Origin of the sequence: Providencia heimbachae ATCC 35613, from assembly GCF_001655055.1 — a bacterium.
Taxonomy (GTDB): Bacteria; Pseudomonadota; Gammaproteobacteria; order Enterobacterales; family Enterobacteriaceae; genus Providencia; species Providencia heimbachae.
This window is the reverse complement of the sequence record NZ_LXEW01000053.1, coordinates 1-13635: the sequence shown is the minus strand read 5'-3', so window position 1 is coordinate 13635 and position 13635 is coordinate 1. Positions and strand designations below refer to the sequence as shown.

At 40.1% G+C, this 13635-nt stretch carries 13 protein-coding genes; 11 read left to right on the top strand and 2 right to left on the bottom strand.

Translation table 11 applies throughout. The features are described 5' to 3' along the window. The first annotated feature begins 5 nt into the window (after positions 1-5). Positions 6-263, top strand: a complete 258-nt coding sequence (locus M998_RS18780) for an excisionase (RefSeq protein ID WP_311136301.1) — start codon at positions 6-8, stop codon at positions 261-263. Then, a complete protein-coding gene (locus M998_RS18775; protein ID WP_068910265.1) occupies positions 247-1374 on the top strand; it encodes a phage integrase Arm DNA-binding domain-containing protein in 1128 nt (375 codons plus the stop codon). The genes M998_RS18780 and M998_RS18775 overlap by 17 nt, the downstream gene beginning before the upstream one ends. A 119-nt stretch (positions 1375-1493) precedes the next feature. On the opposite strand, the gene icd is transcribed toward M998_RS18775, so the two are convergent. After that, complete coding sequence (icd, locus tag M998_RS18770) at positions 1494-2747, bottom strand: NADP-dependent isocitrate dehydrogenase (RefSeq protein ID WP_068444575.1); 1254 nt, start codon at positions 2745-2747, stop codon at positions 1494-1496. Between the two features lie 610 nt (positions 2748-3357). Between icd and M998_RS18765 the strand changes: the two genes are divergently transcribed. The 9 genes from M998_RS18765 to M998_RS18725 all read left to right on the top strand — a co-directional run bounded on the left by M998_RS18765 (position 3358) and on the right by M998_RS18725 (position 12203). Then, the gene (locus M998_RS18765) at positions 3358-4026 is read left to right on the top strand and encodes a hypothetical protein (RefSeq protein ID WP_068910263.1); all 669 of its coding nucleotides are present in this window, start codon (positions 3358-3360) and stop codon (positions 4024-4026) included. Positions 4027-4169: 143 nt separating this feature from the next. Continuing rightward, on the top strand, positions 4170-4811 hold the full coding sequence (rluE, locus tag M998_RS18760; RefSeq protein WP_082913049.1) for a 23S rRNA pseudouridine(2457) synthase RluE: 642 nt from the start codon (positions 4170-4172) through the stop codon (positions 4809-4811). After that, a complete protein-coding gene (locus M998_RS18755) occupies positions 4804-5256 on the top strand; it encodes an NUDIX domain-containing protein (protein ID WP_068910262.1) in 453 nt (150 codons plus the stop codon). Before rluE ends, M998_RS18755 begins: the two co-directional genes overlap by 8 nt. 170 nt (positions 5257-5426) lie before the next feature. Further along, positions 5427-6530 carry a tRNA 2-thiouridine(34) synthase MnmA gene (gene mnmA / locus M998_RS18750; protein ID WP_068446517.1) on the top strand — a complete coding sequence of 368 codons (1104 nt, stop codon included), beginning with the start codon at positions 5427-5429 and terminating at the stop codon, positions 6528-6530. Positions 6531-6532: 2 nt separating this feature from the next. Next, a complete protein-coding gene (gene hflD, locus M998_RS18745; protein ID WP_068444581.1) occupies positions 6533-7159 on the top strand; it encodes a high frequency lysogenization protein HflD in 627 nt (208 codons plus the stop codon). A 17-nt stretch (positions 7160-7176) separates the two neighbouring features. Continuing rightward, entirely contained in the window at positions 7177-8547 is a 1371-nt protein-coding gene (purB, locus tag M998_RS18740) for an adenylosuccinate lyase (RefSeq protein WP_068910260.1), read from the top strand. 309 nt (positions 8548-8856) lie between these two features. Then, positions 8857-9531, top strand: a complete 675-nt coding sequence (gene phoP, locus M998_RS18735; RefSeq protein WP_068910258.1) for a two-component system response regulator PhoP — start codon at positions 8857-8859, stop codon at positions 9529-9531. Next, on the top strand, positions 9524-10990 hold the full coding sequence (gene phoQ / locus M998_RS18730) for a two-component system sensor histidine kinase PhoQ (RefSeq protein ID WP_068910256.1): 1467 nt from the start codon (positions 9524-9526) through the stop codon (positions 10988-10990). The genes phoP and phoQ overlap by 8 nt, the downstream gene beginning before the upstream one ends. Before the next feature lie 88 nt (positions 10991-11078). Further along, the gene (locus tag M998_RS18725) at positions 11079-12203 is read left to right on the top strand and encodes a ribosomal protein uL16 3-hydroxylase (RefSeq protein ID WP_068910254.1); all 1125 of its coding nucleotides are present in this window, start codon (positions 11079-11081) and stop codon (positions 12201-12203) included. Positions 12204-12296: 93 nt separating this feature from the next. Here M998_RS18725 and pepT read toward each other — a convergent pair whose 3' ends face one another. Then, positions 12297-13535: a peptidase T gene (gene pepT, locus M998_RS18720; protein WP_068444600.1), complete on the bottom strand. Its 1239-nt coding sequence runs from the start codon at positions 13533-13535 to the stop codon at positions 12297-12299. Positions 13536-13635: the final 100 nt, after the last annotated feature.

Below are 13635 nucleotides of genomic sequence, written 5' to 3'. Positions count from 1 at the left end.
GATGTGTGGAGGTATTTACTGTGACACGTACAAAAACATTGAAAACTTGGGCTGAAGAAGAATTTGAAGCTCCAGTGCCAAGTTATCAAACGCTAATACGTTACGCAAAAAACGGCATGATATCACCCCAGCCATTCAAGGCTGGTCGCTGTTGGCGAGTCGACACAAATGCAAGATTTATTGGTATGAATACCAAGCCAACAATCAAGCACAATGACGACCCGCGATTATTGAGGATATTAGAGGATGGCTCGTCCACGTAAATACAATGTCAACATACCGGGCTTATCTTGCTACATTGACGCCAGAACAAAAAAGGTGTACTGGCGTTATAAGCACCCTATAACTGGTAAATTCCATGGATTAGGCACAGATGAAAGCGCAGCAAAAGAAATTGCAATAGAAGCAAATTCTCGCCTTGCTGAAGCCAAAATGAATCAATTAATAAAAGCTAAAGATGAAATTAGTCGTAAATTAAAAAAAGGAATCACCGTCCATACATGGCTAGATCAGTTCTTAAAAATACAAAAAGAGCGGATCGAATATGGTGAAATAAAGCTTAATACATATAAGCAAAAAATAGCACCAGTAGAAGCATTCCGGCAAGCCTGCGGCAATCAAGTTCTATCAGAAATTGACGTTAGAGATATCGCCTCATTATTAGAAGAATATAAAGAGCGCGGTCAAACTCGAATGGCTCAAGTAGTTAGAATGGTTTTAGTTGATGTATTCAAAGAGGCTCAGCATGCCGGTGAAGTCCCTCCCGGTTATAACCCTGCACAAGCAACAAAATTACCAATGAACCGAATTAAACGTCAACGACTAGATTTTGATGAATGGCTTGTGATCTTTGATGAAGCTGAAAAAACCCAACGCTATTTACAAAATGCGATGCTACTAGCGGTCATAACTGGTCAGCGTTTGGGTGATATTGCGAAAATGCGGTTTGATGATATCTGGGATGATCACTTACACATTATTCAGGAAAAAACAGGCTCTAAGATTGCCATTCCTCTTTCATTGTATTGTGAAAAATTGGGATATTCATTAAGAGATGTTATTGCTCGATGCAGAGATCTAATAGTTAGCCCTTATATACTTCATTATCACCACACAACATCACAAGCAAAGCGTGGCGGACAAGTTTCAAGCAATGCAATCACAACGTTATTTCAGCGAATTAGGGATCAGACCGATTTGAAGTGGGAAGATGGAACCCCGCCAAGTTTTCATGAACAGCGCTCTTTATCTGAAAGGTTATATAGAGTGCAAGGTATCGATACTAAAACTTTATTAGGCCATAAGAGCCAAGCGATGACCGATAAATATCATGATGATCGAGGGAAGAATTGGCAGGTTTTAGCGATAAAATAACGCTTATTTTGTAGCCCGTTTTGCAGAAGAGTTTTGCAGGAGTTTTGCAGAAGAATTTTTCTAGACAAAATAAAGCGGGAGTTTTTAGGCTCCCGTTTTTAATATCACAATGCAACTAATTACATGTGCTTAATCATTGCATCGCCGAATTCGCTACATTTCAGTAGTTTAGCGCCTTCTAGCTGGCGTTCAAAATCGTAAGTTACAGTTTTAGCCGCGATTGCGCCTTCCATACCTTTAACAATTAAGTCAGCTGCTTCAACCCAACCCATGTGACGTAACATCATTTCTGCGGATAGGATAATTGAACCTGGATTCACTTTGTCCTGACCTGCATATTTTGGTGCAGTACCATGCGTGGCTTCAAATAGAGCACACTCAGAACCAATGTTAGCTCCCGGTGCAATACCGATACCACCAACTTGTGCAGCCAACGCATCAGAGATGTAGTCGCCGTTTAGATTCATACATGCAATAACATCGTATTCCGCTGGGCGTAAAAGGATTTGCTGTAGGAATGCATCAGCGATAACATCTTTAACAATGATATCTTTACCCGTTTTAGGGTTTTTGATTTTAACCCAAGGGCCGCCATCAATTAATTCGCCACCAAACTCTTCTTGTGCTAATTGATAGCCCCAATCTTTAAATGCGCCTTCAGTGAATTTCATAATGTTACCTTTATGAACTAAAGTCACTGAATCACGGTCATTATCAATTGCGTATTCAATTGCCGCACGAACTAGACGTTTTGTCCCTTCTTCTGAACAAGGCTTGATACCAATACCACAATCTTGTGGGAAACGGATTTTTGTTACACCCATTTCATCTTGAAGGAATTTAATCACTTTATCCGCTTCAGCAGAACCTGCTTTCCACTCAATACCGGCATAAATATCTTCAGAGTTTTCACGGAAGATAATCATGTCTGTGAGTTCAGGTTGTTTAACTGGGCTTGGTGTACCTGTGTAGTAGCGTACAGGGCGTAAGCAGATGTAGAGGTCAAGTTGCTGACGAAGTGCAACGTTCAGAGAACGAATTCCACCACCAACGGGAGTGGTCAAAGGACCTTTGATTGAAACACGGTAATCACGGATTAAATCGAGAGTTTCTTGCGGTAACCAAACATCTTTACCATACAACTGCGTAGATTTTTCGCCAGTGTAGATTTCCATCCAAGAAATTTTGCGTTCGCCGTTATAAGCTTTCTTAACTGCGGCATCAACCACCTTTAGCATTGCAGGTGTTACATCGACACCAATGCCGTCACCTTCAATATAAGGAATAATCGGGTTGTTCGGAACGTTTAGTTTGCCTTTAGCATCAATGGTGATTTTAGCGCCTTCTGCCGGAACTACTACTTTGCTTTCCATTAACCTCTCCTTTCACTTGCGTATTTTGCTTGTTAATTTTTTGTAAGAGACCTGTCAATATTACTTCAATCTGAGTCGAACGCCAATGATTACTCGCCTAAGCTTCAATGGGGATCGCATTTAACGTCTCTATTCGCGCCATAAGTTTCGACACAATAAAAGTACAATCACTTTTAAATCAAACAATTAATTCTATGAATATTATTTTCAATACTTGCTTAATAAATGATAAAATGAGGTCTTCCCTTGTAATAATATTGATGATTTATAATACAAGCATCTCATAATTGTATAACTTTCATACTAACAGAGCATGAGGCATTAAAAATACGTTTTGCTCACAAAATTAATATATCAACACTCATTTATGTGCTTATTTTTAAATGAAAAAATGATTTTTTTGTTTTAAATGATTTTAATGTTTTTAATTAAAATTCACATCTGTAGTTTTTATTAAAAATAATTTTTTAATGAAAAATATTATGATAAATAATATCTCTTATAAACTTTAACATTAAATATCTCTCTTCTATTTTATTTTGATAATTATTCGCGATAAATTATATATTACGCTTAGAGTTTAAATCTTAACTCTATTATAGGTTATTTAATGAATAGTATATCGTCCTTAATTAATGAGCATAAATATAATTTTTCTCAGCATCCTTTTTTTTCTCAAGAGAATTCATCTCTATCATCTGTCGATAAGAAACTCTGTTTTTTACCTAATATGTCTTTCTTTATTATGGGTTTTGGCGATTTAAATAAATTTACCCTTCCTTTTATTGAACCCAATGGTGTTTTAGAAGATGCCGTTAATACTCATGCCCATGAAGACGCAAACCACTGGCCATGGTTTATCCATGACTTACGTGAGTTAGGCTTAAATCATGTACTGCCACTCAGTGATACACTTGAATTTCTTTGGTCTGAACAGTTAGCCCCTAGTCGAAAGTTGACTTACGATTTGGTAGCCATGTTGTCAAATCAGCCCGCTAAATTTCGTCTCGTCATAATTGAGGTCATGGAAGCGACCGGAAATGTGATGTTTTCATTTTTAAAAGAATTAGTCCAAGGTTCTAATTTTAATCTTAAATTTTGTGGTGACTTGCATTTAAGTCATGAATCGGGCCATGCGATGGGCAGTGAGTACGATCTTATAGATACACTTGATTTCAGTTATGACGAACACCAATACTCCGCAAAACTTATTGAGAACAGTTTTCAAGCCTTTCAACTATTTATTGATCAATTAGATAACCAATTAGAAATAGCATAAATTTATTGCAATAATAACGCTATTTTGCTGAGCTGTTATTATTGCACCCCCTAGGTTTTAATCCTTAAATCACCTAAACTAGGGGGCATAAAATAAATTTTAATAAATAACAAGTTACTTGTTAGCTAAATCACTAGGTCATTATGGCAAAGCCAAACACTAAATTAGCCGCTCCTCAGCACAAAGCTGGATTAGCTACATCACACTCAAAGATACGATCAACTCGCAAACCACCAATGCAAAGCAAAATCATTTTATTTAATAAGCCTTACGATGTACTCCCTCAATTTACCGACGAACAAGGTCGTGACACGCTTAAAAATTATATTCCAATCAGTGATGTCTATGCTGCTGGTCGATTGGATAGAGATAGCGAAGGTCTGCTCATCTTAACTAACGATGGAAAATTACAAGCCCGTTTAACTCAACCACAAAAACAAACGGGAAAAGTATACTATGCTCAAGTGGAAGGTATTCCTGATGAGGCAGCGCTTTTAAAATTTCGTCAGGGATTAACATTAAATGATGGACCTACTCTGCCAGCGGGTATTGAATTAGTCACAGAGCCTAGTTGGTTGTGGCCTAGAACTCCTCCTATAAGAGAACGTAAAAACAAACCCACTAGTTGGCTTAAAATTACGTTATATGAAGGAAAAAATCGACAAGTTCGCCGAATGACTGCCAATATCGGTTTTCCTACGCTAAGGTTGGTTCGATATCAAGTAGGTGAGTTTAATTTAGGAAGTTTAGCGCTTGGTGAATGGATGGAGGTAAGCTTTGTTTAGACCCAATATTACCGTCGCAACAATAGTGCATACTCAAGAAAAATTTTTAGTCGTTGAAGAGTGGGTTAACGGAAAACCGACTTGGAACCAGCCAGCTGGGCATTTAGAGGCAAATGAAAGTTTATTACAAGCGGCAGAGCGTGAACTTTTTGAAGAAACAGGGATCCACGCTACTCCTCAAAAACTGCTCAAAATACATCAATGGATAGCCCCCGATAACACGCCGTTTATCCGATTTTTATTTTCACTCGAGCTCCCTGCGCCTTGTGAAACATCGCCTCAAGACAGTGATATCACATGTTGTCACTGGGTAAGCGCCCAAGATATTCTTGAGAGCAATAATTTACGCTCCCCACTTGTTGCCCAAAGCATTCTTTGTTTTCAAGAAAATATCACCTATCCTCTGGATATGCTTTCCACATATGGGCACATTTTTGATCATTAAACTTTCTTTTATCCCTGTTTATCGCAGAAGTACATGGTTGACAGGGAAAATAGAGCAAAACTAGGCCAAGAATATTCCCTCTAGCGCTGGTGTAACAAGGGTACAACATGCTAAAGTATGGGGCTTGATTTTTCCGCATTGAGACTATTTCCATGTCAGATAACAGTACCGTGTCAGTTAACAGCCTAAAAAAAGTCATCGTCGGTATGTCCGGTGGTGTTGATTCATCCGTTTCTGCTTACCTGCTCAAGCAGCAAGGCTATCAGGTTGTTGGTCTGTTTATGAAGAACTGGGAAGAAGATGACGATGCGGAATATTGCTCTGCTGCGACTGATCTTGCCGATGCACAATCTGTTTGTGATAAGTTAGGTATCGAACTTCATACCATTAATTTCGCGGCTGAGTATTGGGATAATGTTTTCGAACATTTTTTATCCGAATATAAAGCAGGTCGCACACCAAACCCTGATATCTTATGCAACAAAGAAATTAAATTCAAAGCATTCTTAGAGTTTGCAGCCGAAGATCTCGGTGCAGACTATATTGCCACCGGCCACTATGTCCGACGCCGTGATGTTAATGGAAAAAGCCAGCTTCTACGCGGTCTAGATGGCAATAAAGACCAAAGCTATTTTCTTTATACACTGAGTCATGAACAAGTATCCAAAAGCCTCTTCCCTGTTGGTGAGCTCGAGAAACCAGAAGTTCGCCGTATTGCAGAAGAAATTGGTTTAATTACGGCAAAGAAAAAAGACTCAACGGGTATTTGCTTTATTGGCGAACGTAAATTTCGTGATTTCTTAGGCCGCTATTTACCTGCTCAACCAGGCCCAATTATAACCGTAGATGGTGAAACCATTGGCCAACATGAAGGGTTGATGTATCACACTTTAGGTCAACGTAAAGGTTTAGGGATCGGCGGAACAAAAGAAGGGTCTGAGGATCCTTGGTATGTCGTTGATAAAGACGTTGAAAACAACGTTCTTATCGTCGCGCAAGGCCATGAGCACCCGCGCCTAATGTCCGTTGGCTTAATCGCACAACAACTTCATTGGGTTGATAGAAAAACACTGGCACAGTCACTACGCTGCGTTGTCAAAACACGTTATCGCCAAGCAGATATCCCCTGTACTGTCACGCCATTAAGTGAAGATAGAATTGAAGTCCGTTTTGATTATCCCATTGCTGCTGTTACCCCAGGACAATCTGCGGTATTTTATATCGATGACGTTTGCCTCGGCGGCGGAATTATTGAAGCCCGTATTCAGGAGTAGATGTGGCTAAAAATTATTATGACATTACCCTCGCCTTGGCCGGTATCTGCCAAGCTAGTGGCATAGTGCAAAAACTGGCTCATGAAGGTATTTGTAGCGAGCAAGACTTAGCAACTATGGTCAATAGTGTCACCAATATGAATCCATCCTCTACATTGGATGTTTTCGGCAATGACCCTGCGAACTTAAAAACCGGTCTCAGTGCAATGCTTGGCATGTTAACTGGCGGTAATAGCGGATTATCCGCTGAAATGACCCGCTATATGCTTAGTATTATGGCCCTTGAGCGCCGTTTGAATAAAGATCAAAATGCGATGGATCAATTAGGTCAACGTATTGCACAATTTGAACGCCAAGCAAGCTATTTCGAACCTATGTCTGACGGTGTGTTTAATGCCTTAGCAGGTATTTATGTTGATGTCGTGAGCCCTGCTGGTCCTCGAATTCAAGTCACCGGCTCCCCTGATATTCTAAAAAATACCCTTGTTCAAGCGAAAGTTAGGGCTACGCTGCTCGCCGGTATCCGTTGTGCGGTACTTTGGCAGCAAGTAGGCGGTAGTCGAATACAATTAATGTTTTCCCGAAGCCGTCTGTCTAATCAGGCGAAAGATATTTTGTCTCACCTTTAAATTTGGAGTTGCAACCAATGGAATTATCCTCACTGACCGCTGTATCCCCGATTGACGGCCGTTACGGTGATAAAGTCAGCGCTTTACGCACTATTTTTAGCGAGTTTGGCTTACTGAAATTTCGCGTACAAGTTGAAGTTCGCTGGCTGCAAAAACTGGCAGCAACAGCCCAAATCAAAGAAGTTCCACCATTTGATGCTGACGCAAACGCTTACCTAGATGAAATAGTTGTGAACTTCTGCGAAAAAGACGCTATGCGCATTAAAGAAATTGAGCGCATAACTAACCATGATGTTAAAGCTGTTGAGTATTTCTTAAAAGAAAAAGTCGCAAGCATTCCTGCTCTGCATGCTGTCTCTGAATTTATTCACTTCGCATGTACTTCTGAAGATATCAATAATCTGTCCCATGCATTAATGCTGAAGACCGCACGCGAAAATGTTTTGCTACCACAGTGGCGCCAAATTATCGATAAAATCAAAACGATGGCACACGAATACCGTGATCTACCTTTACTCTCTCGTACTCATGGCCAGCCTGCAACACCGTCCACTATTGGTAAAGAATTTGCAAACGTCGCTTATCGCTTAGAGCGCCAATACCGCCAGCTAGAACAAGTGGAAATTTTAGGTAAAATTAATGGTGCCGTTGGTAATTATAATGCCCACATGGTGGCTTACCCTGAAGTTAATTGGCATGAGTTTAGTGAAACATTTGTTACTTCCCTCGGCGTTAAATGGAACCCATTCACCACTCAAATAGAACCGCATGATTACATCGCAGAGCTGTTTGACTGTGTTGCGCGCTTTAATACTATCGTGCTGGATTTTGACCGTGATATTTGGGGTTATGTTGCTCTAAACCATTTCAAACAAAAAACCATTGCGGGCGAAATTGGTTCTTCAACCATGCCACATAAAGTCAACCCAATTGACTTTGAAAACTCTGAAGGCAACTTAGGTTTGTCAAATGCCGTGCTGGGCCATTTAGCCAGTAAATTACCCGTTTCTCGCTGGCAGCGTGACCTCACTGACTCAACAGTTCTACGTAACTTAGGTGTTGGCCTTGGTTATGCTTTAATTGCTTATCAATCCACCATGAAAGGGTTGAATAAACTCGAAGTTAATGAACAGCACTTGCTGGATGAATTAGATAAAAATTGGGAAGTTCTCGCAGAACCAATTCAAACCGTAATGCGCCGTTATGGTATTGAAAAACCGTATGAAAAACTTAAAGAACTGACTCGTGGGAAACGTATTACTGCCGAAGGCATGAAGCAGTTTATCGATAATTTAGAACTACCTGAACATGAAAAAACGCGTCTAAAAGAAATGACGCCGGCTAACTACATCGGTTACGCCGTCTCTTTTATTGATGAATTAAAATAATTATAAGTTCTCTGCATGATTAAGGCGGCTTAATAGTCGCCTTTTTTACACCATAAATATTTATTATCGATTCTTTACTCCTCGTTTATTGAGTTTATATATAATCAAAATCGTTTAAACCATCTTAATATCACATTGATTAATCACTTAACTGGCTAATATGAAGCTGTTATCTTAATGATTTTTACGATTTGTTTGGTTTATGTTTACTTAATCACTTGCCGCTGTACGCTTCTCTTTTTACCATAGCGTTTCAAGTGCTAATATAGCCTATCGGCTTGCTGTTTCTTCTCAATATGAGGTTTTCAGATGCGTATTCTTATCGTCGAAGACAATGCTTTACTTCGCCACCACCTAACCGTTCAACTTAAAGAACTCGGTCATCAAGTTGATTCTGCTGAAGACGCAAAAGAAGCAGATTACTTTCTCAATGAAAGCTGCCCTGATATTGCTGTTGTCGATCTTGGTTTACCTGATGAAGATGGTTTATCAATGATAAAACGCTGGCGTAATCTACATGTCAATATTCCTATTTTAGTGTTGACTGCCCGTGAAAGTTGGCAAGAGAAAGTTCAAGTTTTAAATAGTGGTGCTGACGATTACGTAACTAAACCCTTTCAGTTAGAAGAGCTCGTCGCACGGATGCAGGCATTAATGCGTAGAAACAGCGGTCTCGCCTCACAAATCCTTGAGCTTGGCGATTTTATTATCGATTTATCACGCAAAGAATTCACTGTTCATGGTGAAGCAATCAAGCTTACCGCCTTTGAATATACCATTATCGAAACACTGTTACGTAATAACGGCAAAGTCGTCAGTAAAGATTCTTTAATGCGCCAACTTTACCCAGATGCTGAATTAAGAGAAAGTCATACTATTGATGTTTTAATGGGGCGACCGCGTAAAAAAATTCAACAATTTCATAGTGATGATGTCATTGTCACTGTTCGTGGTCAAGGCTATCGCTTCGATGTGAATGGCTAATATGTGGCCGCGTAAATCTAAGTTTAAACCGCTCTCGCTACGTGCGCGTTTTTTATGTGCGACGTCTGCGGTGATCCTAGCTCTTACCTTATCGTATGGCATTGTCGCTATACTTGGGTATCTTATTAGCTTCGATAAAACAACCTATACGCTACTGCGCAGCCAAAGTAATTTAATTTACAGCCTAGCGCAGTGGCAAAATAACAAAATTGATATTCGTGTTCCACCTAACTTTACCTTAAACAATCCCACGTTGGTGATCATTTATGATAACCATGGAAAAGCACTTTGGCGACAGCGTGATGTTCCCAATGTTGAGCAATTAATTCGCGCTGATTGGCTTAAAAAAGAAGGATTATATGAGATAGACACTGACATCAGAGAGACTCGTCAACTCCTTGATGATAATCCTGAATACAATAACAAGCTCGATGATATGAGTAATGACGATGAACCTCTCACTCACTCCGTTTCTGTTAATCAATACAGTAAAAGTGAAAATCTTCCACCTTTAACTATCGTTGTGGTCGATACGCTTCCTCAAGATTTACAAAAAACGGGTTTAGTCTGGGAATGGTTTGGCTATGTGCTACTGGCTAATCTTATTTTGGTTATCCCACTATTATGGCTGGCAGCATATTGGAGTTTACGCCCCATAAAATCGTTAGTTTCCCAATTAAGTAGCCTTGAAAATGGTGAACGCGACACATTAGATGAAAATCCCCCCTCCGAACTTAGGGGGTTGGTACGTAATCTTAATATTCTGCTCACTAATGAGCGTAAACGCTACAGTAAATACCGTACAACTTTGTCTGACTTAACTCATAGCTTGAAAACACCGTTAGCGGTTTTGCAATCTACGCTCAGATTATTACGCTCAGGCAAACAAATGAATATTGAGCAAGCTGAACCTATCATGCTTGAACAAATCGGACGAATTTCTCAGCAGGTAGGCTATTACTTGCACCGAGCATCAACGCAAGGGGATGAAAATTTGATGCTCCGCGAAATTTCATCAGTGCCCTCTGTTATTGATAGCTTATCGAGTGCGCTACATAAAGTTTATCAGCATAAAGGTGTCTCAATCACCGTTGATATCTCTCCTGAAATCACATGGCTAGGTCAACCGAATGACTTTATGGAAGTCATGGGAAATGTGATGGAAAATGCTTGTAAATACTGCCTTGAGTTTGTCGAAGTCACCGCTCACGTAGGGCAAGATAGTTTAACACTCATTGTTGATGATGATGGCCCTGGTGTACCCGAAAGTAAACGTAGCGTTATTTTCGTCCGTGGACAACGCGCAGATACCTTAAGACCCGGACAAGGCTTAGGGCTATCAATTGCCGTTGATATTATCGACCAATATGATGGCGAAATCTGCATTAACGATAGCCCACTCGGCGGGGCTCGCGTTATGGTGACATTTAAGCACCAAGCAGTGATTGAAGATAGCTAATCTGTGACACGCAAGCCATTTAAACCCTACACCAAGGCCTATTTCCGGTATACTATTTAAGAAGTGTTTTCTTACTAGGGACAATAAGATGGATTATAAACTGAATCTCGACTGGCAAAGCTTTCTGGACAGTCATTGGCAGAAACGACCTCTGCTCATTAAACAGGGCTTTACAAATTTTATTGATCCTATCTCTCCCGATGAACTTGCGGGACTTGCGATGGAAGATGAGGTTGATAGCCGTTTAGTCAGCCACAAAGAAGGCCTATGGCAAGTAGGTCATGGTCCATTTGAAAGTTATGAGCACTTAGGCGAAGAAAACTGGTCTATCCTCGTTCAAGCTGTCGACCACTGGCATCACCCAAGTTCAGCGCTGATGAAGCCATTTAGAGTGCTCTCCGACTGGCGCATGGATGATTTGATGATCTCCTATTCCGTTCCCGGTGGTGGTGTAGGACCGCATCTTGATCAATATGATGTCTTTATTATCCAAGGTGAAGGTCGTCGTCATTGGCGTGTTGGGGAAAAAATCCCGATGAAACAACATTGCCCTCATCCTGATCTTTTACAAGTCCATCCTTTCGATGCCATCATCGATGAAGAGATGGAACCCGGCGATATTCTTTATATTCCACCGGGATTCCCTCATGAAGGCTATGCGATTGAACCTTCCCTTAACTATTCAGTCGGTTTTCGCGCACCAAATGCCCGCGAGCTTATCAGTAGCTTTGCTGACCATTTGATTTCAAATGATTTAGGCAGTTACCGCTACAGCGACCCTGACCTTTCATTTAGAGATAACCCAGCAGAAATATTGCAAGGTGAGCAAATAAAACTGCGTGAAATGATGGAGTCATTAATTAATGATCCTGATGTATTCCGCAAATGGTTAGGCGAATATATTTCTCAATCGCGCCATGAATTAGATATAGCACCACCTGAACCACCTTATGAGCAAAATGAGATTTATGACTTGCTGAAATCCCAGCAAGAAACATTGCATAAACTCAATGGATTAAGAGCATTACGTGTTGGCGATCAGTTCTTTGTCAATGGTGAATGCTTAGAAACCAAATGCTATGAAGCCGCAGATAGCTTATGTCGTTTTGACTCAGTGAATAGTGAAACTTTAGGTGAAGCTATTGATGATGTGAATTTCATTGCATTAATCACCGCTCTAATTAATAACGGCTATTGGTATTTTGACGATTAAATTTTTAATTGTTCATTAGCCTGATAAATCAATGCCCCAAACAATTTTTTTGAGTGGGGCATTTTTATTTTTATCTACTTGTTAAATTAGTCATTACTGATTTTTTTGTGCATGGATCGCAGTGAGCTCTGCAATTCGCATGATGACACTAACAGCCTGCTCCATTCCTTCATAGGTAATAAATTCATGCTTACTGTGGAAGTTATATCCACCCGTAAAAATATTTGGGCAAGGTAAACCACGGTAAGAAAGTTGAGCGCCATCAGTTCCACCACGAATAGGCTGTACAATAGGCTCAATACCACAATCAATCATCGCTTGTTTTGCCAATTCAACTACATGGGGGAACTTCATCACTTCTTTATGCATATTGTAATAAGTATCGTCTAGCGTCAGCTCGATATAACAACTCGGGTGTAACCCCTCACCCACCTTCTCTGCGATACGAATAATATTTTTCTTTCTTGCTTCGAAACCATTAAGGTCAAAATCACGCAGAATATAATTCATTTCTGCTTTTTCGACAGTACCTTTAATGGATGTTAAGTGATAAAAACCTTCATATCCATCTGTATTTTCAGGCGTTTCATTTTCGGGTAGCATTCCATGAATACGGCTAGCTAAAGCCAACGCATTAACCATAATCCCCTTGGCTTTTCCTGGATGTGTATTGTTCCCAACAATTTTAATCGAGACATTGGCAGCATTAAAGTTTTCATACTCCAACTCTCCGACACCACCACCATCAACGGTATATGCCCAAAGTGCATCAAATTCTTTAAAATCGATATGCCGAGCACCACGCCCTATCTCTTCATCCGGCGTAAATGCGAGGCAAATTTTCCCATGGGGAATTTGATTCTCTTTTAAACGAACTAATGCGGTAATTATTTCTGCAATACCGGCTTTATCATCCGCCCCTAACAGGGTTTTCCCATCAGTCATGATCAGTGTTTTTCCAATCATTTCATGCAAAATGGGGAACATGACTGGTGACAGGACTTCATCACCAATACCTAAAGCGATATCACCACCTCGGTAATTTTCTAATATTTGCGGGCAAACATTTTTACCTGAATAATCAGGCGCTGTATCGAGATGAGAAATAAAGCCAATAGAAGGTACATCCCAGTCAACATTGGATGGCAAAGCGGCCATCAAGCAACCTTGGTCAGTGAGCGTTACCTTCTCAAAACCTAATTCACTAAGTTCTTTAGCTAACGCACGGGCAAATTTTAGCTGGCCACTGCTGCTAGGTACTGTTTTTGCATTCAGTTTTGATTGCGTATCAAAAGCAGTATATTCAAAAAACCGCTCCAAGAGTTTGTCCATACTCCATCCCCCTTAATATTAATATTCATATTATGGGAAAGATCACATTATCAATTATTGTTTCAAATCAGCTTTGCTGTTAATCAGTGCATATTTTTAA